We start from the raw sequence: 23,737 nt of genomic DNA, 5'->3' as shown, positions 1-23,737 counted from the left end.
CTATCTTTGGCTGAAGACCGAGAAATTATCATACGTTTGCGGAATAGCTCCGTATGTTCCTTTAATACGAATATCTTTACATTCACCTTCGGTATTCTCAAAATAAAGCCTGTAAGTCCTAGGCATCAATGTGATGACATCCTGAGCAGTTCGATCAGGCCAGTTCCCTTCAAAATCTTTAATGCTTAAACTCATAAACCTGCCGGAAAGATGCATCATCTGAATTTTAATCGTTGTTTTGCAGTTTTCTGCATTAAAAATCGTAAACTTGTAGCCAATATGCCAGTGAGAAACGTTAGAGTCGCTATAGGGAATGTCCTCCACATGAGTTCCCGTAAACGTAAGATTCAGCTTATGCGGGAACGAATAAGCTTCAGCACTGCTCCCAAAACTGAAAAATCCACAAAATAACACCATGACCAGCAAAAAGCGTTTCATTCAAAACCCCCTCCTTTTTCCATTTTATTGTAGCATAGATGAGTTGAAAAAGATGGAAGTTTTTTGAGGAGAAGCACAAAACCAAAAATCGCGTATGGCTTTGATAGGGTGTAAAAGCCTCTCCAACTTTTTTTAACCGGATGGTCGAGCAGCCATGAAATTGAAGATCTTGGTTTGACTTTTGCTGTAGGGGTTGATGAAGGCCGAGAGACTGCCCTTGAAAAAATTTATTTAAATGGGCGTCAATGATCCAAAGAAAGATCGAATCACCTTGACATACCAATATGTTAATCCGTACACAGCAGGAGCCCAGATTGCCGGGCTGATGAATGCTGGAACGAACTATTTGCTTCAAACGTTATCGGTGTCAATAGGGAAATCAAATATGCAGGAGCTGCAGCCATTAACGGAAAAACAAATAGGCTCCTTGGTTTACTAGATGAAAAAGATGTAGACGGGATCATGTGGATCAAAGGGAAAGGCGGTACTGTCAAAAACTATGAAAAACAAAAAACAGATGGGCATGGCAGTCAGTGAAAGGGATAGAAGGAATGGGTGGAAGGTTGATCATAAACAAAGTGACTATTCAGAAAATTGAATCGTGGGACTAGGGGGCTGCCGATTTCACCTTTGGCTCCCCCTAGGTTGTTGATTGCAAGAAATAGCTTCTTGTCCTACCGACGAAGGAAAAGAAATATGGAACATGAAAAATCAAAGAATTTTAAAAAATGTCGATGGCCGTTTATATTATTCTCCTTCAATAGGGAAAAAACGGTTTTACCGTAATTTCAAAATGACCCGCAGGTCTAGATTTTCCGTTTAAGATTAGCCTTCCCGTGTTTGGAGAGGCTTATGTTGGCTATGTCCAAATAGTTTATTTAATCTGCCATTCTTTAATGACAAGTGTTGAAGAGCCGCTGTCAACAATCGGATCAGAATTTCCGATCTCTGTTGCTTCCTTGAGAGACTCTGCGCTGATAAGATAAGCGCCCCCGGAAGCATCGCTGAAAGGGCCAAACATTTCCAAGCGGTTCTCGGCTTTAAGCCTGTCCAAAAATTGATAATGGGCTGGCACATATTGATCTTCAAAATTCTCGGTTCTGGTTGTTATGAGTAAATATTTTTTCATCGTAGCACGCCTTTCTGTCAAAAGATGACTTTATCTTAGCACAAATATATAGAAGATTCATATAAAAGTTCGATCGGCGGAAGGCGTAGCTGCTTTCCTTTCGATTGCGCCACATTGGCAATGATTGAAAGTGATTTTGAAGTAAAGGAGCGGAAGACCAAGGAGACGGGATTTGAATTTCATGAAAAGAGTGGCACGGATAATAATAGGGAAACAGGGAATAAAAAAATAGATATTTACAAAAATATTAGTCTTAAATGGAGAGTCCTCGGACACAAAACCAGCGCAATCATGAGTTTGCTTTGTGTCTTTTTTATTTTAAGGAGGGATCAATCATCTTTTTATAATTGTCAAGATCATTGAGGGAATTCTAGAGATGAGGCAGTAAAAAGACTAAGCTTGTCATTCGGCCATCACTTTTGATTTACTGAATGATTAATTTGGGACTTGAGAACATCGATACTTTGTTAATCTAAGCGGAACTAACTTACTTTTTAAGTTAGTTCCGCCGTTCAAATGACTAATCCAGATTTTGATCGATCGTTCCTTCAAAATAGTCATCACTGACTTGTTCATGAGTTTCAGCCAATCCTTTTTCCAACTGCGTGGCTCCTTCATAATCCGAGGGGTCAAAATATTTTCCTGCCACATCCGTGCTGTCATTCATGTTTTCTTTGTTATCAGTTTCAGTATTAACGTTCTCTGTCTTAGCATTGCTGTCTAACGATTGCTGAGAATCGTATTCCTTGTCTGCTGAAGAAAATCTTTTGTAGTCATCGGGTCTGTCTGCTCCATGTTTTTGCGTCACGTTTATCACTCCATATTATTGAATTTTATGTTTCCTTTAAAATAGAAAGGGGCATTTTCAGTCTGATGATCATTCAATACAATGGTTTCACTCCTTTGCGAATTGTGCTGAAATATCAACTCTTTTTATTGTGTCTGTTGAGGTGGTATTCATTCGCTTTTTCGGGAAATCAATCTTCAGCCCTATATCAAGGGAAAGAGAACAGGCGCACAAAAATCATAAAGCAAAACCGGGCGTGCAGCAGGAACGACGCCGATCCTTTCAATGGCAGACATCAAACAGGATAACTTCCTATTCGATGATTAAGGCTTATGTATTTAAGAACATGTGAACTTACGTTGGGCGCCTCCTCTGGGGGATAAAAGCGGAAAAAAAGCGAATTCAACTCTGGATATATTTTTCCTGCCTGTTTATGCTTTTTTGTTTCTATATGATGAAATGGTTGTTTTCAATGATGCATATGAACCAATAGCTGCGTAACCATAGAATCCGCCCATAAATACTCCAGCTATGAGGCTGTGTCGATGGCTTATGCAAACAGATATGATTAAGCCTAGTGCGATCGCAATTGATGGGACATACTTTTTGGGAACCTTGAGAAAAATTTTAATTATCTGTGTGACGATCAAAATAATTGGCACTGCTATAACAGCATCCCAAAAGTTTGTATGAATGATTGGAAAATCCAAAAAAGACACCACCTTTTTCATCAGTATTTCTTGATTTGCTGAAAAGTATTTAACCCGAGCAGCAGAAAAACTTACGGATCGCATAAATGAGGCAGTATATCAGCTTCAAGAAACATCACAAGCGCTCTCAGTCATGATGTTGTTGTTTAGCTTAGAAATAAGTTTTGAATTATCTTTTTGCAGCCGTTTCATTAGCGGTATTTTTTATGCGCTTGAAATTCTTGATTAAAGAATAGTTGAAAGGATTTATTCACCAATTCCTTTCCGTATAGTGGTAAACTCTTAGTTGGTCATTACTTTTGTCATACATTTTTCGGGAAGCGAGGTATTGCATATGATCGGTTCAATACTTGGAGAAACGCTGGCTTTAGATATCATGAAAGTTGATTTATCGATGAAGAAAGAATTTTTGACAGAGCTGAAAGCTTGCCGTAAAGAGTTAGAAAAAGACAAAACGGAGTTCTCTGATTCTAAAAAGACGATCACCGAACCACAGTTGTCGTCTCATTCGTGGCAAGGCAGTCTTGCTGACTCCTTTAACCGTATTCGAGGCCTGATGAAGACTGCCTACAATGACATCAGCGGAAAACAGCTTTCTGATCTTTTAAGCAAAATCGATGAACGAATCAAATCTTTAGAAGAGGATATTCACTCGCTCAGCCAGGAAGTTCGTTCTTTAGAGAAAAAGATTGAGAACGCGAAGCGCGAAGCAAGGAGTAAATGAAAAATGGGTCAAGAAATAAAAGTAAATACTGGGGAAGTCAAACAAGAGCTTTCTAATTTGAAGCATTCCAGCCATTCAATGAAAGCATCGGTTCCGACAGATATCAAGGGCCAGAATCAGCTTGATGCGACGAAGAAGATAGAGGAATTGAATCGGGCGATTCATAAGATCGCTTCTTCCTATGCCTCTGCCTTCTCAAAACAAGCCGCCCAAACGGAATCAGCAGTCGAAGGAATGCAGGGCACCGACAAACAGCTGGCTTCTTCGATGAAAACAAAATAGAGGAGAATGCCATGAAGACTCTTGATGTTCAGGCGTTGCACAAAGCCATTGATCAAACGTTGGAAGAGCAGAAGAAATTGAAAAGCAGATGAGGTGAATAATTTTATGACATTCTCAAAAGTAAGTAAATTTATTGAAGAGAATAAACATGAGGCAATATTTACTGGAGGCACGAATGAAAATAATATAAAGTGGATCGAAGAAACACTTCAAGTTGAATTCCCGGAGAGTTATAAATGGTTTTTAAAAAACTATGGCTCAGGTGGAATTTTCGGCGTGGAGATACTTGGATATGACCTTGAGGGTGCCTATGTTGTAGAGCAAACTGAGGACTATAGGAAATATTATAATTTACCTGATGGGATAGTTGTAATAGAGTATGTTGACGAGTTCTCCTATTGCCTCGATACAAATAAAATGGAAGACGGAGAGTGTCCTGTAATTGTATGGGCTAATGACGGAGGTTACGGAAATGTTGTTGCACATAATTTTCTAGAGTTTTTCATGAAAGACCTTAAGGAGTCTAAAGAAAACTGGGAAGAAGACGAAGAGTGGGACGATGAAGAATAATTTAATATATTCAAGCACTTATCTCAGATCGAGTGCTTGTTTTATGTTCAGGGGATAAAACTAGAGAAAAGAAAAACGAACGTGAATATTAAGTCAAAGACGAAGAGGCTGCGGACACTGATCTTTTGCACATGTTGTGCAGCTGATTGGCGGCCGCTTTTTAATGCCGGGGACACACCTTTCCATAATCAAATGATGTATCGAATGAAGATGAAGATCGTCAGGGTTACTGGTGAAGCGGCTGAGTCTATGCAGTATGTAAGATTTAGTAGCCTTTCAATGCCTTCTTCTTTTCTTTTTTTAAATTATGTGTCATAGTACCGATATAATGATTAAGTAGAATTGAAAGAGTGATGTCCATTGTTATCTTTAGGAAATATTATAACAATAGAATTTGAAAACGAAATTCAAGAATATGTCCTTGCGAAAAGCAAAGTACTATCTATTGAAGACAATGTTTTAAGAGTGCATTATCCTGTTGATGAAGAAACGGGGAGAACTGTTATTATTCCAACAAATACAGCGGTAACAGTTCATTTTATAAATGAGCAACAAGTCCCATATAAATTTAATAGTGTAATAAAAGGCCGGGAAATTTATCAGGATATACCTGTACTAAATATGTATTTACCTGAAGAAGTTCAAATGAAAAAAGTTCAAAGACGGCAATTTTTTAGAGTCAATACAACGCTTCCCGTCACTGTTCGCCCATATGGATCTGGCTCAATGTTTAAAACATATACAGCAAATATCAGTGCTGGAGGCGCTGCGTTAATCATTGAAGAAACGCAAAAACACGAACCGGAAGAAGATTTGAAGCTAAGTATCCATCTGCCAAATGAGGGACATGATGAAGATGTGATTGACGTCCATGCTCAAGTTAAACGCACTTACATTGATCGCAGAACAAACAAACAGCTCATGACAGTTGAATTTATCAAGATGAATGAACATGATGAGCAAACCCTTGTACATTATTGCATAAAATTGCAATTGACAGAAAGAAGGAAATTGAAAACTGAATGAATGGAAGTTTAGGAATACAGTGATCTGCCTGATATCCCTCAATTAATTCAGAAGAGATGTTTCGTCCCCGCCATATACATTTATGGAAATCTGTTGGCAAGTTGGCGTCCAACTCTGCCAACAGAAGTCATCAACTGCACTGAAGTGTAGTGAGCCTTCATATGTAACAGATATTCTGCATGAAAACGGCAGATCGACAAGCAACATCGTCGGTGAAGCAGTGGAATCCTAGGCTGCGCCGGCCGATTTCAAGGTCAAAAAAGAAGCTTGAGTTCTCGTCGCATAAGCTTGGAATGCGTTATCAAAAAAGGTGACATAACCGGGATTCAATGGTCGCGACCGCTGAACCAACGAAAAAAAAGAGAAGCCTTTTTTCTTCTGCTAATGAAGAAAAAGGGCTTTTTAATTTGCTGAAAAACTTCTTTTTTGAAGCAAAGCACCAAACACCAGTAGAAAAAGGCGGTCGTAAGATTTCTGTGAGCTCTCGTCTGGCAGAATCGAATACGAATTGAAAAAAGGTTGAGAAATTGCTTGATGACAAATTAAAACCGATCAAGACTTAGTTAAAAAAGGCCGTTTGGGATGGCTTATTTTAAAAGGAAGATTACGATGAGAAACCCGGAGATTATCAAAAAGGCAGAAATAACGTTTGCTATTCTTAAAAGCGGTGGACTGGTGATTCCAGCTTAAGTATCAACGTGATGATGGCCGTGTCATTCGGATGGACCATGATGCCCAGAAATCCTGAGAAGAACGGTTTCTGGACTGCGTACCATAAGAGCTGGTGTGAAGGAAATTGAAACCTAACATTATTTAATTCGTATCTATAGTAATTTGAACATTATAGGGAGTGTTAAATTGAAGATTGCACTATTGATTATTGCAGGTATAATAATTTCTCTTGGTTTAGTAATAGCAATCGGTATTCTTATGTTTCGGAGGGAAATAAAAAAGTTAAATCCAGAGTATATTGTACAGTTTGTTAAAGCAAAATCAGGAAGCGGGAATGTCTCATTATCCATAAAACACAACGATGAGAATTGGGTTGATGTTAACGTAAACGAACAACTCCCTCTGGCAAGTACTGTGAAAATCATCTTAGCCATTGAATATGCACAACAAGCAGCAGCAGGAAAAATCGATCCGCAAAAAGAAGTAAGATTAAAGGAATTAGAGAATTTCTATATCCCAAAAACAGACGGCGGTGCGCATGAGGCTTGGATTATTCAATTGAAAAAAGACAAAGAGATAGAGATAGATCGTGTTCCATTATGTGAGGTAGTCAACGGGATGATTGCTTACAGTTCTAATGCAAATACTGAATACTTAATTGAGGTGCTGGGGCTTCAAAACATCAATCATGTTCCAAAGAGCTTAGATATGTTAAAGCATGAGCCTATGTATCCCATTGTAAGTGCACTTTATATACCTGCCCAACTGATGAATGAAAAGAACTTATCGAAAAAAGAAGTCCTAGAAGTAATGAAAAACATGGATATGCATGAATACCGTAATAAAGCGATTGAAATTCATAATAGATGGCTGAGCCAACCACTAACTGATCAAGAAAAAAAACAATTAAGAAAAACTTTGGACAATGATTTTCAAAAAATTTGGTCTGACCGTTTGCCCCGATCAACGACTAGAGATTATGTATCTATTATGAAAAAGCTAAATAGCAAAGTATATTTTAGTGAAAGTGTATATCAATATCTTGATCCAGTAATGGAACAAATAATGAGAAATCCAAACAATTGTGAATGGCTTGTTCATGCGGGACAAAAGGGAGGATCTACCGCGTTTATTCTTACGATTGCAATGTATGCGACAGATAAAGATGGAAACCAGACAGATATTGCATTTTTTGCAAATGATTTAACTCCAGTCGAGAAAGCAAAACTTTCTCGAAATATGAATGGGTTCCTGCTGAAATTTTTAAAAGACTCTAAATTCCGCGCCCATATCAAAAAAGAATTATCTATTTTAGATTTGCCTGGTTCACTTTCATGACTATCCCCCATCGGAAACCACGCTCGCGGTCTTTACCGTATTTGGCCAAAATATAATTTCAATTCTTGGTTTCTCGAAATCAATAATCTTAGCTGTTTACTCTCAGCTTAATAGAGACACGCAGCGTAAAGAGTTTATCAATGTTGAAGTGCTACTTCCTTCGTTCAGATTTGATCAATTTTACGCTACTGAAGAATTCAACATCAAATTGCAATCGGTATTTGTGAAAAATGCGGGCCGAGACTCATGTTAAAGGTCGTTGGAAATATCAAAGAGGAAGAGGTCAATTCCGTTGGGGTTTCAACAAGTTGTTGCAAAAACAGGAGTTGCTTCATTGGCAAACGTACAAGTACCAAATCCAGTCGTCTTGGCTCCATCATATAGAACGTTCGCCCAAGTTGAGCAAGCCAGAGTCAGAATTTATATTCAGAATGAAGAATGGTCCAATCTTTGCACTTTTTGAGGCTGATGGTGATACATGAAAGATCAAAGCGATGGACTCAATCAAATATTATCTCGCAACTGCTTTGAGTGAAGAAATCAAACAAAAGAAGTCCAAGTCATCGCGTAATGGGCAAGAGAAAAAAGCGGTGGTACGGAACAGCTTACGAAGCTAAGGCACCGGAACATGGAAAAACGATCATTGAAACGGTGAAGGGTGAATTTCCTCGTGTTGATTACAGAATGGGTTACAAGATTAAGTAGGAAATTTATAAAAGGATTTAAATTCTTCTTTTGTCATACCAAAATAGATTTCATCAAAATATGAACCATTTGTATAAATCATATTTCGTAACCTACCTTCTTCAACAAAATTAAGATTTTTGTGAAGAGTTATAGATTCATTGTTAAACGAGTAAACACAAATGGTTGCCTTTTGATATCTAAGTTCAAAAAAATAGTATCTCAACACAGTTAAAATCATATCTTTACTAAAACCTTTTCCTCTATAACTAGGGAAAACAGATAAGGCATAAGAAAATGTACCATTTTTAATATCACAATCAAATGTTTCAATCGTGCCGATTACATTTTCATTTTCATCTTCAGCAATAAAATAAAAATCGTCACTTTCATTTGAAGGAGTTTTTGAAATAGTATCAATCCATTCTTGAATTTGTATTCTGGTTCGAGGAAAAGAAATTGAATTCAGATTCTTTAATATGTCACGATCCAAAGTATCAAATATATGTATGTCTTCTTTTAAAGGTGCTCTTAACTTAATTGTATTACCGAGCCAATAAGCTGATTTCATTAAGTCTCATACCCTTCCATAAAAAAATGAATCAATCAAATTATACCATTTTAAAATTTATTGGAAAGGATTAAAAGAATTATATAAAGGCAATCATCGTTAATTCAAATACCTTATTGTGGGCGAACCATGCCCCCAAATGGGATTTAAAGATGGGGCTACTGCTTTGAGGATTACAGAAAAAATTCTTTGGTTTGTTCAATGGCTTTGTGGTTCACTTTGACACGAAAACAGAGCTGCATATTCCAATCGTATGATGTCATTGTTCATTAAAGATGATTATTTATTATATTAATTAAATTTTGGAGGTAATATTTTGAGACTAAAAGAATTGAAACTACATTTTAGTTCAGAAGGTCTAAAAGTTGATATAATGGGGGGAGAGGAAAACTTTGCGATTTTGTTACATGCAATAACCATTTGACACGTTGCTGCTCTATTGGAATACATACCGTTTGCTTTAAAACTCTCTAATGCTCTTTCAGCATGATTTAAGGAAAAATAATTTTGCCGAATTTCATAGTATGCAATGGCAACTTGATAATTGAACTCTGCCCTTTCGATTTCATCAGGGATTTTATGTAGATGACTTTCAGCAATTCTATAAAAATTAATAGTTTGGGTGAATCTTTTCTTATAAAACTCATACAACCCGGAAAAGAAAGAGAAATAGTACTGAATCATTTCATCAGTACAGGATTCTAAGCTATTGATTTTATATCGTTTAACAGATCTCCAGATTCTTTGTAATTCTCGGTCATCAGTTTAAAACGTGAATCTATAAGGTTAAAATATAACAGCACATTTTGATTTTCTTTCATATTAGGCAGTATATTTTTAATTTCTTCCCGCAGTTTAGTAGCATTTTGAATATTGTTTTGTCTAATAAAGCAATACCAATCATTAAGCATTTTACCGACTTTCTCAAACGCAACTTAGCTTCCAATGCCCCCAGCATCCTTTCATATAGTTGATTTTAAATATTCGAAAAATTAAACCTTGTCTTTTTCTGCATATGATTCATTTTACATAAAGGATCATTTTTTTACAATGATTTTCCTTTTTTGGAATCTGAAAAAGGTTATGCCGAACGTGTCAGGGTATAAGACCTGCTCAATAAGATTCATTTTCATGGATTGGCAGGATTTATTCACCAATTCTTTTCTATAAAGTGGTAAAATATTTTGTGGTATGTCACTTTAGTATTAGAGGAGAATGCTATGAAGACTCTTGATGTTCAGGCGTTGCACAAAGCTATTGATCAAACGTTGGAACAATTAAAACATCAATCAGACGAATTCGACAAAGTCCAAAAAAGCGTTGAGGAAATCGCATCACTAGATGATGCTTTAAAAGGAAAAGGTGGCGACGCGATCCGTGCCTTTTACAAAGAGTGCCACACCCCTTTTCTACAGTTCTATGATACTTTCATAGAGAAATACAGTTCCACGCTGAAGAAAATGAAAACCGCATTGAATTCGCTGGAACCAAACCATAACGGGTTTATTTCGCAAACCTTTCTTGAGCACGAGCTAGAACAAGGATTGAATGCGGCCAATCGAACAACCAAACACCTGGTGTCTAAATCGAACGCCACGATCGCGAAGGTCAGTCATATTGTCGATTTGCCTGATTTGAATGACACCGATTTTCATGAACAGAATCAGAATCCTTAAAGGAAATCAATCAGACAATTGAAAAGCTGCATACGTTCGACAGGGAACAGACAAGCGCTCTAAAAACCGCAGAAAACGACCTGGAAACGATGCAGAGATACATAAGTAGGCTTGAAAAGATGTACACAGGCCCTAAAATTGAAATCACCGGTTACCAAAAGGGCTCGATTTTAAAGCCAGATGAGATGGATGCTTTACGTGGTGGCCAAGACACAGCGATGGGCGTCATGTTGGATAAGCTGGATAAGAGATCAAAGCTTGAAAAAGAAGTTAGCGAGGTTAGCAAACAGGATAATAAAATTTCTGAACTCAAGAAGAAGCTTGATGATTTCAATTTTTCAACGGCTTCAGAGTTTTATGAGATGGCTGCGGAAATAGGGTACGAAAACCTTTCCCCTTGGCAACAGCGATATTTCAATCAAATTGAAGGCGCTCGTGATTTTGGCAACGCAATTAAAGGAAGTGCTGAAGGACTCAAAAATGCAGTCGTCGATACTGCGGTAGGCCTATGGGACATGGTCGTTCACGCAGACGAAACGATTGAGGGCATTAACTTTACACTTCATCATCCTGATGTCACATTCAATATTATAAAAAAAGGAATTGAAGACTCGTATCAACGAGATGTCGTCAATGGTGATTCTTACACCCAAGCCAGATGGTTTAGCTATGCCGTTGGAATGGTCGGGACATCGATTGTTGGTTCTAAAGGCGTTGACAAAGCAGCAAAAGCCGCCAAAGCGGGGAAGGTAGGGCAGGTCGCTGCCAAAGCAACTAAAGCTTCTAAAAAAGTATCGAAACAAGCTTTGGAAAAAAGCGTAGCGTCTTTCAAGAAATCGATGCAAAGGGTTGCTTCAAACATAAAAGGGATTCAAATACACAACCCTTTTGCGCCGCAAATTCAGCTTGCAGGCGGAGGGAAAGTTCCTTATCATGCACTTAATGGGGAGCATATAAAAGACAGTCTTATTCAGTTTGCGAAGAAAGTCTCTGATATAAGCAGAAAACCGTTTACAGGAAAAAATATAAATCTACCTTGGTTAAATAAAAAACGGTATGAAGCTGTTGAAATAGAAGGACACGTAAAGACAAAAGGAGAGACTAAAAATGTAAGCCGGAGAGTGTATATGTTTAAGGATGTTGATATTAATAGAATTGATCCTAAAAGTGGAAAGACAAATTTACAGTTAATGAAGGAAGGAAGACCACCTTTTGCAAATGATGGTACTCAAATTAACCTACACCACCTAATACAAGAAGAACCTGGCGCTATGGCAGAGATTCCAAATAGCTGGCATACTAAATATAGCAAGGTATTACACGGGCTAAAAGGAAATGGAGAGAGTTTTCGAAATGATCCTGTTTTAGAAAGTCAGTATGATAGGTTTCGGGATAGGTACTGGAAATGGAGAGCTAAACAATATTTAAAATGATTAGAGGTGTTGTAATTGTTAACCGAAAAAGTAGAAAAATTAATTGATGAGAACAAAGACCATGCGACAATTACAGGAGGAGTTTCTGAAGAAAAGGTTAAATTTATTGAAAATGAACTTAATGTTAATCTTCCGGAGAGCTATAGATGGTTTTTAAAAAAATATGGTTCTGGAGGGATCTACGCTGCTAACATTTTAGGCTACGATCTGGTAAGTGCATCTGTAGTTGAAAAAACTAAAGAGTATAGAGAGCTTTACAACCTAAATGAAGGATTAGTAGTGATAGAGGATATCGATATCTTTGCCTACTGCCTAGATACGAATAAAATGATTGATGGAGAATGTCCTGTAGTTGTTTGGGCAACTCAAGGAGGTTATGGAAGAACTGTTGAACAAGATTTCTTAACTTTTCTTTTTGAAAGACTAAAAGAGAAAAAAGAAATTTGGGAAGAAGACGAAGATTGGGACGATGAAGAATAATTTAATATATTCAAGCACTTAATCTCTGATTGAGTGCTTTTTTTTATTGTTCAATTTCCGAGAAAAATCCGACAAAAAGGGGGATAAAATGGGGGACTTTTTCTATTCCACTTTGTCATACGATAGAGACAAGAAAAATGAACGTATACCTGAGTCCAAGAAGGAGAGCCTGCGGACACTGATCTTTTGCACACGGATGTTGTGCAGCTGATTGGTGGCCGCTTTTTTATTGGCCAGAATGGGAGACGCACCTTTCCCTTATCAAGGGTGAACTCGGATGTATCGAATGATGATGAAGGTCGTCAGCTTCACAGGAGGAGCGGCTGGAGTCTATGCAGGATTGCGCGCCTTCAGTTACGGTGTTTGTCGGTGTTGAAAAGGACGGCGCCCCAAAGCCGGAAAGAGAGCCTGTCAGTGCTGCTGCCACGGTTAGAACAGACATTGTTTTTTTCATGCTGATCCCTCTTTTTCATCTACCCTCTCGTTTCCCGGTGAGGATGCAATAAAACATGTGAGTGCGCTTTGTATGTTTTATTGATCCCTTGCAAGGGAAGAGAAATGGGTAATTCGGTATATACACAAGCAAGAAAGGGGAATGGAGATGGCTGACAAGAAAAAAATCACAATAAACGGCGTTGAAATGGAAGCGTCCGAGGAACAGACGGTGCTGCAGCTTTTGAATAACAGCTCGATTGAAGTGCCGCAAGTTTGCTATCATCCTAGCTTAGGGCCGATTGAAACATGCGATACGTGCATCGTCAGCATCAATGGCGAGCTGAAGAGGTCGTGCTCCGCTGAATTAAAGGATGGCGACGTCATTGATACGCTTTCGTCTGATGTGAAAAAAGCGCAGGTTATCGGGATGGACAAGATTTTATATAATCATGAGCTTTATTGTACAGTTTGCGATTACAACAATGGGGGATGTGAAATACATAATACGGTGAAAGAAATGAAAGTCAATCACCAAAGCATCCCGTTTGATCAGAAGCCTTACCATAAGGATGAATCAAATCCGTTTTACCGGTACGATCCGGATCAATGTATTTTGTGCGGACGCTGTGTCGAAGCGTGTCAGGATGTTCAGGTAACTGAAACACTGACCATAGACTGGGAGCGGAAACGCCCGCGCGTCATTTGGGATAATGATGTGCCGATCAATGAGTCATCTTGTGTATCATGCGGACACTGTTCTACCGTCTGTCCATGTAATGCGATGATGGAAAAAGGAATGGAGGGGGAAGCCGGATATTTAACAGGAATCGATGACGAAACGCTGCGTCCGATGATCGAGATCACAAAAGGCGTAGAAACAGGGTACGGCTCGATTCTCGCCATTTCCGATATGGAATCTGCCATGCGTGATGAACGAATCAAAAAAACGAAAACCGTCTGCACATACTGCGGCGTCGGCTGCAGCTTTGATGTCTGGACAAAGGGCAGAGACATTCTGAAAGTCGAGCCGCAGGAGGAAGCGCCGGCCAACGGCATTTCTACTTGTGTAAAAGGAAAGTTCGGCTGGGATTTCGTCAACAGCGAGGAACGCCTGACAAAGCCGCTGATCCGAGAAGGCGACCATTTCCGCGAAGCTGAATGGGAAGAGGCGTTATCGCTGATCGCCAGTAAGTTCACGGATTTAAAAGAGGAGTTTGGCCCGGATTCGCTTGCCTTTATTACATCTTCTAAATGTACAAACGAAGAATCTTACCTCATGCAAAAGCTGGCCAGAGGGATCATCGGCACAAATAATGTCGACAACTGTTCGCGCTATTGCCAATCTCCTGCGACTGCCGGCCTGTTCCGGACAGTCGGCTATGGCGGTGACTCAGGGTCGATTACAGATATCGCGGAAGCGGACCTTGTGTTGATTATCGGTTCGAACACGTCTGAATCGCATCCGGTCTTGTCCACTCGCATTAAACGGGCTCATAAGCTGAGGGGACAGAAAGTGATCGTAGCGGATATCAGAAAACACGAAATGGCAGAGCGCTCTGATTTATTTGTCCAGCCGCGTGCCGGATCAGATATCGTCTGGCTGAATGCCATCGCCAAATATTTAATTGAAAACGGCAAGGCAGATGAACGCTTTTTGCAGGAAAGAGTGAACGGACGGGACGAATATGTGAAAAGCCTAACGCCGTATACCCTTGAATATGCCGAGGAGAAAACCGGAATTGATCAAGAAACCCTCATCCAAATGGCGGAGATGATTGGTCAGGCTGACAGTGTGTGCGCATTGTGGGCAATGGGCGTGACACAGCATATTGGCGGAAGCGACACGAGCACGGCAATTTCTAATCTGCTGCTTGTGACAGGAAACTACGGTAAACCGGGAGCAGGCTCTTACCCATTGCGCGGCCATAACAACGTGCAGGGGGCAAGTGATTTCGGCAGCATGCCTGACAGAATGCCGGGGTATGAAAAAGTGACGGACGAACAAGTCCGCCAAAAATACGAGCGGGCGTGGGGTGTGCCGCTGCCGAAGGAGCCGGGCATGACCAACCACGAAATGATCGAAAAAATCCATTCTGGCCAGCTGAAAGCGATGTATGTAAAAGGTGAAGAAATGGGTCTGGTCGATTCCAATATCAATCATGTACACGCCGCATATGAAAAGCTTGATTTCTTTGTAGTGCAGGACATTTTCTTTTCACGAACAGCCGAGTTTGCTGATGTTGTTCTTCCTGCGAGCCCGAGCCTTGAAAAAGAAGGAACCTTTACAAACACAGAACGCCGTATTCAGCGGCTGTATCAGGTGTTTGAACCGCTGGGCGAATCAAAGCCTGATTGGCAGATTATTATGGAGGTAGCCAATAAGCTTGGCGCCGGCTGGCACTATGAGCACCCTGGAGAGATTATGGAGGAAGCAGCCATGCTGTCGCCGATTTATGCCGGCGTCACCTATGAACGCCTTGAAGGCTACAATTCCCTGCAATGGCCTGTAAGCGCTGATGGAAAGGATTCGCCTTTACTCTTTACAGAGCGCTTCCCTTTCCCGGACGGCAAGGCCAAACTCTACCCTGTTCAGTGGACAGAGCCTGAAGAGTTCGGTAAGGAATATGACATCCACGTCAACAATGGGCGGCTCTTAGAGCATTTCCACGAAGGGAACCTGACCTACAAATCAAAAGGGATTTCGAAAAAAACGCCGGAAGTGTTCTTAGAAATTTCTCCTGAACTGGCGTCAGAGCGGGGAATTCAGGACGGAACCCTTGTCAGACTCACATCGCCTTTCGGAAATGTCAAAGTGAAGTGCTTGATCACTGATCGTGTCAAAGGGAAGGAAGTGTATCTGCCAATGAACGATTCAGGGGAAGCAGCGATCAACCTGTTAACAGGCAGCCATGCTGATAAGGATACCGATACGCCTGCATACAAAGAAACATCGGCCAAATTGGAAATTTTGAAGCGCGATGGAACCAATCCGTTGCCTAAGATCAATCACCGCAACGGCAATCCGCAGCCGCAAATCGGTGTGCAGGTACAAAAGAAATGGGCGCGGAAGGATTATATTTTCCCTGGCGATGCTGTGAAAAGGGGGATTGGGTATAATGGCTAAAGCGATTAAACGAATTCAGAAAATCGAGATAACCGAAGAGGATCAGAGAAAGCGTGATATGAAAGAAATAGAAGATGCATTAGTCGAAAATAAGGAAGCCATTCTTGAAACGCTGCATATGATTGGGCACATGAACGAGCGCGGTGTTTTGCCAATGCTCCGCGGCCTTTTTGGCCAAGGAGATAAAGTTCTGGACATCTTAGTGAAAAAGGCAGATACAGAGGAAACGGCCAACACGCTTAAAAATCTGCTTCTTCTGTTTGGGACGCTCGGCATGTTAGACGTGAAACAGCTGGAACCTCTCATTTTGAAAGTGAATGCGGGGGTGGCAAACGCGGTGGAACAAAAGGACAGCGAAGAGAAAACAGGTTATTTTGATGTCATCCGCTCACTCAAAGACCCGGAAATCAACAAAGCAGTTACACTGCTATTCTCCTTTTTAAAAGGAATGGGACAAGATACAGAGGAGCTGGAACGCACGACTCAGCCTCCGGAGCACCAAAAACATCATCAGGAACCCCGAGAGAAAAGAGGAATGAATAAGAGGGATTGACCCCGCCCGAGCCGGCTGTTGCCAGCTCGGGTTTTTGGTGAAAAGATCTCATGAACTAGTTAAAAATGATCAAATACGAGGCAGCCGGCTAATCATATGAAATCGAAGCAAAAAGAGCTCACTCAAAAAACAGGAAGATCTTGCGAGCGGGAGTGGTATGAAAAAGTGTTGGATGCAGGCAGCACATTTGCAGGAAACATCACCGGATATTATGATTACAAGAAAGCCACTGAGGGTGTTAATCCCGTTACAGGAGAAACATGTCTCCTTCACATCATGACTTCAAAAAATTCACCATTGTTCCATCTGGATCGGCAAATGCCGAAAATCTATTTAAGTTGTTGGAGGAATGATTCAGTATGTTAACAAGAGAAGATATCTTTAAGCATGTCAAAGAAAAATTCGGTACATCGCCAGATTACCCATTCCAAAAATTTCCAAACTATGCCGCTTTAAGACATGAATCTAACGAAAAATGGTATGGTCTTGTAATGAATGTTCTCCCAGAAAAGTTAGGCTTAGATGGAAATGACGAAATAGATATTCTGAATTTAAAATGCCCTCCCGAAATAAGCGGCAGTTTAAGAAATGGAAAGAGCATTTTACCTGGATATCATATGGATAAGGAAAATTGGATATCACTTGTTTTAGAACGTATAGATTCAGAAGAAGAAGTTTATAACTTAATTGAGCAAAGCTTTAATTTAACCAAGTAAATCATGAAATGATCGTTTCGCAAAAGGAACCAGAAAATGTTCAAACTTTTTTATAAAACCGAAACTTAAATTCGTTGGATAGGAATCCGTTTTGATCAATCTTTTTTTCAAAACGGGTTCTTTCTATAATATATGGGTTCTCATGATGTTTTTAATCAACTTTATTTTAAAGCAACAACAACACGGCCATTAACAAAAGAGGCAAACCCTTACGCACCAAGGGTTTGCCTCTTCTCATTTAAAACGTCCCAGGAGAGATTCGAACTCCCGACACACAGCTTAGGAGGCTGTTGCTCTATCCACCTGAGCTACTGGGACACAGAACAATATTATAGTGCAAAAATCAGAAAAAATAAAGAGGTTGCAGCGGTTTTTTTGAAAATTTCTTCGGGAAAACATACATCCGGCAGACTTTGCAGCCTGCTGAATGTATGTTTTGGCCTTAACCTTTCAGGTCAATATGATGTCCTGAAACGGGATGTGGCGCCTGAACCATGTCAACGAGCTGCTGTGCGCTTTGTTCGGCGGTGTCCAAAGCCGTCTTTGTCAGCGACATTTGCACGTTTTGATAAAGAGCGGCCTGACTCATGGCCATTGATAAAACAGCAATATCCAACATAACCACCTCCTTAACATGTGTATCGGTTAGAGAGGTGAGGACTTTACTCATATTTACTAATCAGAATATTCAATTTAATATAGTTGTAAACCGATCCCAGCGGCATCTTAAACACCATGAAAAAGAAGCCGTCTCTCAATACCGCCACTGACCGGTTCCTTGTTTGTCTTCGAATAAGGAGAGGGGCTGTTTTGTATCTTCCGCGATTCTTCACTTCCTGAGCATTTGTCTAATGTTTTTTGTTGATTTCATTCTCGAAGAGGCTGATGATTCTATCATTCTGCTTGACAATCGTTCGCAACATGGCAACAATGTTTCCTGCAAATCCGATCAATATGATCATTAATATGATGATGATCCACATGGTAAACCACACCCCTTTTGCACAAAATTTTCCTTTCGATTCAACATTACCACCTGGTCTTTCACAAAACAACTTTCCTTTTGAAACGGAGGCTGATTTTATGGATTGGCTTGAATTTGTTTCTGCGACGGTTCAATCATTGGCATGGCCAGCTACTTTGATGATGTGCGTTTTGCTGTTAAAGGAACCTTTGTCTGAACGGATGAAGGAATTGATCAAACTGAAATACAAGGACTTTGAATTGGAGTTTGACAAAAGGCTTCAGAAGCTCGTCTCCGTACGGGAAAAAAGGTTATCGGGACTGACATCTGTACGGTCAGCGCCGGCAGGGGAGAACATGATCGAAAGCGCTTGGTCTGATGTTCACAATGTTCTGCGGGAAACAGCCTCGACATTTGATCAAAATGCGATCCGCCTTGAAGGCGATGAATTGATTCAAATGCTGCATGACCGCGGAATGATACAAGACGACGCGGCATCTGTGCTTTCAGAGCTTTCCGCTCTGCGTCGGGATGCATCGGACAGAGTGAGCATTACCGGAGCCCTGGCATACAAAACACTTTGCTTGGAGGAAGCGAAGCGTTTGCAATTATTAGCTGAACAACAAACTGCGATTAAATGAAAGGCGAAACGATTCATTTGATACTCTGACGCTTTACATCAGCGCCGGAGTTTTTTTGTATTTGAGCTAAAAATGAATTTTCTTTATCGAATAGACGATTTTACGGAGAGAGGCTGATTGCCGGTTTAAATATGATATCATGGTGGACAGGAAGAAGTTTATGATAAGAGAGGGTTTCATTTATATGCTAGAGAAAGCTGAAGCTTTATTGCAGCACTATTATGGCTATCCTTCACTGCGTCCGGGTCAGAAGAAAGCCATTCAATCGGTCGTTTCTGAAAAACGGGATACAGCATGCATTATGCCTACGGGCGGAGGGAAATCAATCTGCTACCAAATTCCCGCGCTCCTTATGGAGGGGACAACCATTGTGATCTCTCCTTTAATTTCCTTGATGAAGGACCAGGTGGATGCGTTAAATCAGCTTGGAATTCAAGCTGCGTACGTGAACAGTTCTTTAGGCCATGGCGAAATCGCTGAGCGGCTTTCCGTTTTAAAGGAAGGCGGCTACAAGCTGTTTTATGTCACACCTGAGCGGCTGACGTCTCCCGATTTTATTCGCGTGCTTTCCCGCATTCATATCCCGCTGACAGCGATTGATGAAGCTCATTGCATTTCACAGTGGGGCCACGATTTCAGGCCGAGCTACAGACATATTGAAAGCTTTTTAAATAGCCTCGGCACCCGTCCGGTCGTATTGGCATTGACGGCTACCGCAACGCCCGAGGTTCATGAGGATATTTGCACACAGCTCGGGATCGAAAAAGAGAGCACGGTTTTCACCGGTTTTTCACGGGATAATTTGACGTTTAAAATTTTAAAAGGCGAAAACAAGGATCGTTTTATCGAATCATATGTGGAGAAAAACCGCTCAGAGGCGGGAATTATTTATACAGCGACAAGAAAGGAAGCCGAAAGAATATCAAGCCGCCTGTCTCAAAAAGGAATTGCGGCCGGGTGCTATCACGGCGGGATGAATGATGAAGAAAGAGACCGGCAGCAGGATCTCTTTTTAAATGACGAGATCAGTGTGATGACAGCGACCTCAGCATTCGGAATGGGCATCGATAAATCCAATATCCGCTATGTGATTCATGCTCAAATTCCAAAGAACATGGAGAGCTATTATCAAGAAGCAGGACGAGCCGGACGCGACGGTCTTGACAGCGAGTGTATCCTGCTATTTTCTCCTCAGGACATCCGGCTTCAGCGGTTTTTAATCGAACAGTCGACAGAAGATGAAGACATTCGGGCGCAAGACGTGAAAAAGCTGAGGCAAATGGTTGATTTTTGCCATACTGAAGGCTGTCTTGAGCGGTTTATTCTTTCTTATTTTGGCGAAGTTTCGACTGAAGACTGCGGCAGGTGCAGCAGCTGTCTCGACACCCGAAGCATCACCGATGTGACGAAGGAAGCACAGATGGTACTGTCCTGCATCATCCGCATGGGAGAAAGGTTCGGAAAAACCATGGTGGCGCAAGTTCTGGCAGGTTCGAAAAATAAGAAAGTGACCGAAAACGGCTTCCAGCAATTATCGACTTACGGAATTTTAAAGAACCGGTCTATTGCCGACATCAGCGATTTTATAGAGTTTTTAATCGCAGATGAGTACATCCAGATGTCCGACGGAACATATCCCGTTCTCTTTGTCGCCAACAAGGGGCGAAACGTTTTGCTCGGCCGGGAAGCGGTGATGCGCAAAGAAAAAATGCAGACAAGTCAAATTGTTAAAGATGACGAATTGTTTGAACGGTTAAGAGCGCTGCGCAGAAAACTTGCCCAGGAACAAGGCGTGCCTCCTTTTGTCATATTCTCTGACGAAACGCTGCGGGAAATGAGCGGGAAAGTTCCCCTGACAGACGAAGAACTTTTGTCAGTCAAAGGAGTGGGAGAACAAAAAAGAGTAAAATACGGCGCTGTATTTCTACAGGAGCTTCAAGCCTATAAAACTGAGAAAGAAGCATAAAAACCCAAAAACATCATATGTAAAAAGTTTTTTTAGTAAATCTCCTATTGCAGATAAAAAAAGATTGGAACCCTTGATCCACCTGAATTTATGCCGATTTTTGGACGGCTGAAAATCCTCCTCGTAAAATAACTGTAATCAAAAACAAATTGTTTTGTTATTGATTTGACATTTTCATATGTTACGATTGCTCCTGTTAGCCGGACAATAAAAAGCTAACAAGGGAGGATTTACTTATGAAGAAGACGTTTATGTCCTTTGTTGCAGTTGCAGCACTATCTTCAACTGCATTCGGAGCGAGTGCCTCTGCAAAAGAAGTAACAGTCCAAAAAGGTGACACCCTTTGGGGAATCTCGCAAAAACAAGGGGTAAATCTGCAGGACTTAAAAGAATGGAATCAGCTTTCCTCAGACCTGATTATTCCAGGACAAAAGCTGAACGTTTCTGAAAAACAGACAGAAGAAAAGAAACAATATACCATTAAAAAGGGAGACACTCTCTGGAAAATCGCTCAACAATTCGGCGTTTCCGTGAACGACCTTAAAAATTGGAACAACATAAAATCAGATATCATTTACCCGAATACATCCATAACTGTTGACGGACAGGCGACGGTTCAAGCTGCTGCGGCGCAGCCTGCGGAAACAAAGCCTGCCGTACAAAAAGAAGCGAAAGTTGAGAAAGCTGCGCCTGCACCTAAGCAGGAAAAAGAAACGGCTTCCCGTTCAAACGAATCTCAAAGCTCTCAAAGCGCTGCAAAAGAACTGACGGTTACCGCAACGGCATACACTGCCAATGACGGCGGAATGACAGGCGTGACAGCTACGGGTTTTGATCTCAATGCCAATAAAAACGCCAAGATTATTGCGGTGGATCCAAACGTGATCCCGCTTGGATCCAAGGTGTATGTTGAAGGCTACGGAGAAGCGACTGCTGCCGACACCGGCGGTGCGATCAAAGGGAACAAAATCGACGTATTTGTTCCAAGCAAATCCGCGGCAAAAAACTGGGGCGTTAAAACGGTTAAAGTAAAAGTTTTAAAATAAGAAGTTTTACCATTGATGGACACTGACCATGGAGATGATCAGTGTCTTTTTTCTGTTTTCTGCATCTTTTTTTCGATTTAGATGTTTTTTTAGATTGGCAAATGGGTAGTTCAATAGATATGTACATATCAGCTGATTTAGAAAAGGAGATGTAGGAGTATTGCTGTGGATTATCATGACATTTTTATTGATTAATGCAGGGATTTTTATTTTTTCTTATCTGAGGACAAAAGATATTAATTTGAAGACGTCAGACGGTTATTTTCTCGGCGGGCGCAGTCTCACTGCTCTCTATATTGGAAGTTCGCTGCTTTTAACCAATTTGTCAACAGAACAAATGGTAGGGTTAAACGGTCAAAGCTATTCGGGAACGATGAGTGCGATGGCTTGGGAGGTTACAGCACCGCTTGCGCTCATTATGCTGGCATTCGTTTTTTTACCGAGGTATCTCAGTTCTGGGGTTACGACGATACCTGACTTTCTTGAAAAACGCTATGATCAAAGAACGCGGCAAATCGTCTCGATTCTCCTGCTTCTGGGATATGCGACCTCGTTTCTGCCAACCGTATTGTACTCCGGGGCGCTCGTTCTCGATCAAGTGTTTAATATTTCCTCTGCGCTTGGAATCAGTACGTTTGCGACTGTTTTTTTCATCTCGCTTGTGATCGGGGCCGCAAGCTGCTGCTACATATTTTTTGGGGGACTAAAAGCTGCGGCATCGGCTGATGCCATTTATGGCGCCGGTTTAATTCTTGGCGGTCTGTTTATTTTTGTGCTTGGAATCATGGCAATCGGCGACGGCAGTCTCTTAAACGGCTATACTGAGCTGACGAGTGTACATAAGGAAAAGCTGAATGCCATTACAGCCGACAACGCTGCAGAAGTCCCGTGGCCGACGATTTTTACGGGACTGCTTGTGAACAACTTATTTTATTGGGCTGTTAATCAGTCGATCGTTCAGCGGGCGCTCGGGGCGAAAAACTTGGCTGAAGGGCAGAAAGGCGCGTTGCTGGCCGGTGTATTTAAGACAATCGGTGTGTTTTATCTCGTTCTTCCCGGGGTTATTGCTTACCATCTTTACGGAGGTCATATTGAAAATGCTGACACCGTTTACCCTAAGCTGATCGTTGATTTGCTGCCGACTGCACTTATCGGTGTCTTTGCCGCGATTTTATTCGGAGCGATTCTCAGCTCGTTTAACGGTTCGCTGAACAGCACGATCACGTTGTTTACATTGGATTTGTACAAACCGATCTTCAAGCCTGAGGCAAAAGAAGAAGAGCTTGTGAAAACGGGAAGGATCTTTGTGGTGATCCTTGCCGCGGTGTCAATTATCATCGCGCCTTTTATTCTGTTTGCGCCGTCCGGACTTTACAATTATTTGCAGGAAATGTTCGGATTTTTCAATGTCCCTGTATTGGCTGCCGTCGTTGTTGGATTCTTTACGAAAAAAGTGCCGGCGCTTGCCGTGAAATGGGCGATATTCGCACACATTGTTTTGTATACCATCTCAAAAATCTATTTTGGCCATATTCATTTTCTCTATATATTGGCCGTTTTGTTTCCGTTTTCCGTCCTCTTGATGCTTTTCATCGGAAAATTGAAGCCAAGGCCGTCAGAATTCAAGCTTGAGAAAAATGCAAAGGTTGACTTGCGGCCATGGAAGCATGCCAAACTTGCTTCTATTCTTGTGATTTGTCTGATGGCCTGCATTTATCTGTTATTTTCGCCTTGGGGTCTTGCCAAATAAAAAAAGGCAGAGGATGTGTTCA

The 23,737-nt window shown here is 41.0% G+C and carries 22 protein-coding genes, 1 tRNA gene and 2 pseudogenes; 16 read left to right on the top strand and 9 right to left on the bottom strand.

Annotated features, from left to right (window positions below):
* The 4 genes from CP943_RS11555 to CP943_RS11530 all read right to left on the bottom strand — a co-directional run bounded on the left by CP943_RS11555 (position 1) and on the right by CP943_RS11530 (position 3,064).
* Positions 1 to 438, bottom strand: a complete 438-nt coding sequence (locus tag CP943_RS11555) for a hypothetical protein (RefSeq protein WP_020451788.1) — start codon at positions 436 to 438, stop codon at positions 1 to 3.
* Positions 439 to 1,312: 874 nt separating this feature from the next.
* The gene (locus tag CP943_RS11545; protein WP_020451787.1) at positions 1,313 to 1,567 is read right to left on the bottom strand and encodes a YciI family protein; all 255 of its coding nucleotides are present in this window, start codon (positions 1,565 to 1,567) and stop codon (positions 1,313 to 1,315) included.
* A gap of 520 nt (positions 1,568 to 2,087) precedes the next feature.
* A complete protein-coding gene (locus tag CP943_RS11535) occupies positions 2,088 to 2,375 on the bottom strand; it encodes a YozQ family protein (protein ID WP_020451786.1) in 288 nt (95 codons plus the stop codon).
* A gap of 410 nt (positions 2,376 to 2,785) precedes the next feature.
* The gene (locus CP943_RS11530; RefSeq protein WP_039072786.1) at positions 2,786 to 3,064 is read right to left on the bottom strand and encodes a hypothetical protein; all 279 of its coding nucleotides are present in this window, start codon (positions 3,062 to 3,064) and stop codon (positions 2,786 to 2,788) included.
* A 334-nt stretch (positions 3,065 to 3,398) separates the two neighbouring features.
* Here CP943_RS11530 and CP943_RS11525 point away from each other — a divergent pair, with 334 nt between their 5' ends.
* The 6 genes and pseudogenes from CP943_RS11525 to CP943_RS22295 all read left to right on the top strand — a co-directional run.
* Positions 3,399 to 3,788: a YwqH-like family protein gene (locus tag CP943_RS11525; RefSeq protein WP_033155122.1), complete on the top strand. Its 390-nt coding sequence runs from the start codon at positions 3,399 to 3,401 to the stop codon at positions 3,786 to 3,788.
* Between the two features lie 3 nt (positions 3,789 to 3,791).
* Positions 3,792 to 4,070, top strand: a complete 279-nt coding sequence (locus tag CP943_RS11520) for a YwqI/YxiC family protein (RefSeq protein ID WP_025811309.1) — start codon at positions 3,792 to 3,794, stop codon at positions 4,068 to 4,070.
* A 105-nt stretch (positions 4,071 to 4,175) separates the two neighbouring features.
* Positions 4,176 to 4,640 carry an SMI1/KNR4 family protein gene (locus CP943_RS11515; RefSeq protein WP_025811310.1) on the top strand — a complete coding sequence of 155 codons (465 nt, stop codon included), beginning with the start codon at positions 4,176 to 4,178 and terminating at the stop codon, positions 4,638 to 4,640.
* Between the two features lie 360 nt (positions 4,641 to 5,000).
* Positions 5,001 to 5,666: a flagellar brake protein gene (locus CP943_RS11510; protein WP_025811311.1), complete on the top strand. Its 666-nt coding sequence runs from the start codon at positions 5,001 to 5,003 to the stop codon at positions 5,664 to 5,666.
* A gap of 858 nt (positions 5,667 to 6,524) precedes the next feature.
* Positions 6,525 to 7,676: a serine hydrolase gene (locus tag CP943_RS11500; protein ID WP_051502138.1), complete on the top strand. Its 1,152-nt coding sequence runs from the start codon at positions 6,525 to 6,527 to the stop codon at positions 7,674 to 7,676.
* 597 nt (positions 7,677 to 8,273) lie between these two features.
* A pseudogene (locus CP943_RS22295) lies at positions 8,274 to 8,381 on the top strand (XtrA/YqaO family protein); the annotation flags it as partial.
* Here CP943_RS22295 and CP943_RS11490 read toward each other — a convergent pair.
* Both CP943_RS11490 and CP943_RS22685 read right to left on the bottom strand, forming a co-directional pair.
* A complete protein-coding gene (locus CP943_RS11490) occupies positions 8,374 to 8,931 on the bottom strand; it encodes a GNAT family N-acetyltransferase (protein WP_105981015.1) in 558 nt (185 codons plus the stop codon). The pseudogene CP943_RS22295 and the gene CP943_RS11490 overlap by 8 nt on opposite strands.
* Positions 8,932 to 9,632: 701 nt before the next feature.
* Positions 9,633 to 9,842, bottom strand: a complete 210-nt coding sequence (locus tag CP943_RS22685; RefSeq protein WP_224146215.1) for a response regulator aspartate phosphatase — start codon at positions 9,840 to 9,842, stop codon at positions 9,633 to 9,635.
* 309 nt (positions 9,843 to 10,151) lie between these two features.
* Here CP943_RS22685 and CP943_RS11480 point away from each other — a divergent pair.
* From CP943_RS11480 to CP943_RS11450, 6 genes and pseudogenes are all read left to right on the top strand, one after another.
* Positions 10,152 to 12,040 (top strand): annotated as a pseudogene (locus CP943_RS11480) (T7SS effector LXG polymorphic toxin).
* 15 nt (positions 12,041 to 12,055) lie between these two features.
* Complete coding sequence (locus CP943_RS11475) at positions 12,056 to 12,520, top strand: SMI1/KNR4 family protein (RefSeq protein WP_080131423.1); 465 nt, start codon at positions 12,056 to 12,058, stop codon at positions 12,518 to 12,520.
* A 601-nt stretch (positions 12,521 to 13,121) separates the two neighbouring features.
* Positions 13,122 to 16,079 (top strand): formate dehydrogenase subunit alpha, encoded by a 2,958-nt coding sequence (fdhF, locus tag CP943_RS11465; RefSeq protein WP_103750505.1) that lies wholly within the window; start codon positions 13,122 to 13,124, stop codon positions 16,077 to 16,079.
* A complete protein-coding gene (locus CP943_RS11460; RefSeq protein ID WP_023855691.1) occupies positions 16,072 to 16,632 on the top strand; it encodes a helical membrane plugin domain-containing protein in 561 nt (186 codons plus the stop codon). Before fdhF ends, CP943_RS11460 begins: the two co-directional genes overlap by 8 nt.
* A 96-nt stretch (positions 16,633 to 16,728) precedes the next feature.
* Entirely contained in the window at positions 16,729 to 16,998 is a 270-nt protein-coding gene (locus CP943_RS11455) for a pre-toxin TG domain-containing protein (protein WP_025811318.1), read from the top strand.
* On the top strand, positions 16,992 to 17,348 hold the full coding sequence (locus CP943_RS11450; protein WP_023855693.1) for an MmcQ/YjbR family DNA-binding protein: 357 nt from the start codon (positions 16,992 to 16,994) through the stop codon (positions 17,346 to 17,348). Before CP943_RS11455 ends, CP943_RS11450 begins: the two co-directional genes overlap by 7 nt.
* Positions 17,349 to 17,592: 244 nt before the next feature.
* On the opposite strand, the gene CP943_RS11445 is transcribed toward CP943_RS11450, so the two are convergent.
* From CP943_RS11445 to CP943_RS22840, 3 genes are all read right to left on the bottom strand, one after another.
* A tRNA-Arg gene (locus tag CP943_RS11445) sits at positions 17,593 to 17,666 on the bottom strand.
* A gap of 124 nt (positions 17,667 to 17,790) precedes the next feature.
* Positions 17,791 to 17,967: a YjfB family protein gene (locus tag CP943_RS11440; protein WP_003182594.1), complete on the bottom strand. Its 177-nt coding sequence runs from the start codon at positions 17,965 to 17,967 to the stop codon at positions 17,791 to 17,793.
* Positions 17,968 to 18,196: 229 nt separating this feature from the next.
* Positions 18,197 to 18,331 (bottom strand): hypothetical protein, encoded by a 135-nt coding sequence (locus CP943_RS22840; protein WP_023855695.1) that lies wholly within the window; start codon positions 18,329 to 18,331, stop codon positions 18,197 to 18,199.
* A 100-nt stretch (positions 18,332 to 18,431) separates the two neighbouring features.
* Here CP943_RS22840 and CP943_RS11435 point away from each other — a divergent pair, with 100 nt between their 5' ends.
* From CP943_RS11435 to CP943_RS11420, 4 genes are all read left to right on the top strand, one after another.
* The gene (locus CP943_RS11435) at positions 18,432 to 18,953 is read left to right on the top strand and encodes a hypothetical protein (protein WP_079289251.1); all 522 of its coding nucleotides are present in this window, start codon (positions 18,432 to 18,434) and stop codon (positions 18,951 to 18,953) included.
* A 184-nt stretch (positions 18,954 to 19,137) separates the two neighbouring features.
* Positions 19,138 to 20,919: a DNA helicase RecQ gene (recQ, locus tag CP943_RS11430; RefSeq protein ID WP_020451771.1), complete on the top strand. Its 1,782-nt coding sequence runs from the start codon at positions 19,138 to 19,140 to the stop codon at positions 20,917 to 20,919.
* A gap of 236 nt (positions 20,920 to 21,155) precedes the next feature.
* Positions 21,156 to 21,965 (top strand): 3D domain-containing protein, encoded by an 810-nt coding sequence (locus CP943_RS11425; RefSeq protein WP_023855696.1) that lies wholly within the window; start codon positions 21,156 to 21,158, stop codon positions 21,963 to 21,965.
* Positions 21,966 to 22,125: 160 nt separating this feature from the next.
* On the top strand, positions 22,126 to 23,715 hold the full coding sequence (locus CP943_RS11420; RefSeq protein ID WP_020451769.1) for a solute:sodium symporter family transporter: 1,590 nt from the start codon (positions 22,126 to 22,128) through the stop codon (positions 23,713 to 23,715).
* Positions 23,716 to 23,737: the final 22 nt, after the last annotated feature.

It is taken from the genome of Bacillus paralicheniformis (assembly GCF_002993925.1).
Classification (GTDB): domain Bacteria; phylum Bacillota; class Bacilli; order Bacillales; family Bacillaceae; genus Bacillus; species Bacillus paralicheniformis.
The sequence above is the reverse complement of the archived record's forward strand: the minus strand, read 5'-3'. Positions and strand labels throughout refer to the sequence as shown.

Excerpts from the sequence above, each read along its gene's own strand:
- CP943_RS11555 (WP_020451788.1), bottom strand. The coding sequence starts at position 438 with ATGAAACGCTTTTTGCTGGTCATGGTGTTATTTTGTGGATTTTTCAGT.
- CP943_RS11545 (WP_020451787.1), bottom strand. The coding sequence starts at position 1,567 with ATGAAAAAATATTTACTCATAACAACCAGAACCGAGAATTTTGAAGAT.
- CP943_RS11525 (WP_033155122.1), top strand. The coding sequence starts at position 3,399 with ATGATCGGTTCAATACTTGGAGAAACGCTGGCTTTAGATATCATGAAA.
- CP943_RS11520 (WP_025811309.1), top strand. The coding sequence starts at position 3,792 with ATGGGTCAAGAAATAAAAGTAAATACTGGGGAAGTCAAACAAGAGCTT.
- CP943_RS11515 (WP_025811310.1), top strand. The coding sequence starts at position 4,176 with ATGACATTCTCAAAAGTAAGTAAATTTATTGAAGAGAATAAACATGAG.
- CP943_RS11490 (WP_105981015.1), bottom strand. The coding sequence starts at position 8,931 with ATGAAATCAGCTTATTGGCTCGGTAATACAATTAAGTTAAGAGCACCT.
- CP943_RS22685 (WP_224146215.1), bottom strand. The coding sequence starts at position 9,842 with ATGCTTAATGATTGGTATTGCTTTATTAGACAAAACAATATTCAAAAT.
- fdhF (WP_103750505.1), top strand. The coding sequence starts at position 13,122 with ATGGCTGACAAGAAAAAAATCACAATAAACGGCGTTGAAATGGAAGCG.
- CP943_RS11460 (WP_023855691.1), top strand. The coding sequence starts at position 16,072 with ATGGCTAAAGCGATTAAACGAATTCAGAAAATCGAGATAACCGAAGAG.
- CP943_RS11455 (WP_025811318.1), top strand. The coding sequence starts at position 16,729 with ATGAAATCGAAGCAAAAAGAGCTCACTCAAAAAACAGGAAGATCTTGC.
- CP943_RS11450 (WP_023855693.1), top strand. The coding sequence starts at position 16,992 with ATGTTAACAAGAGAAGATATCTTTAAGCATGTCAAAGAAAAATTCGGT.
- CP943_RS11440 (WP_003182594.1), bottom strand. The coding sequence starts at position 17,967 with ATGTTGGATATTGCTGTTTTATCAATGGCCATGAGTCAGGCCGCTCTT.
- CP943_RS22840 (WP_023855695.1), bottom strand. The coding sequence starts at position 18,331 with ATGTGGATCATCATCATATTAATGATCATATTGATCGGATTTGCAGGA.
- CP943_RS11435 (WP_079289251.1), top strand. The coding sequence starts at position 18,432 with ATGGATTGGCTTGAATTTGTTTCTGCGACGGTTCAATCATTGGCATGG.
- recQ (WP_020451771.1), top strand. The coding sequence starts at position 19,138 with ATGCTAGAGAAAGCTGAAGCTTTATTGCAGCACTATTATGGCTATCCT.
- CP943_RS11425 (WP_023855696.1), top strand. The coding sequence starts at position 21,156 with ATGAAGAAGACGTTTATGTCCTTTGTTGCAGTTGCAGCACTATCTTCA.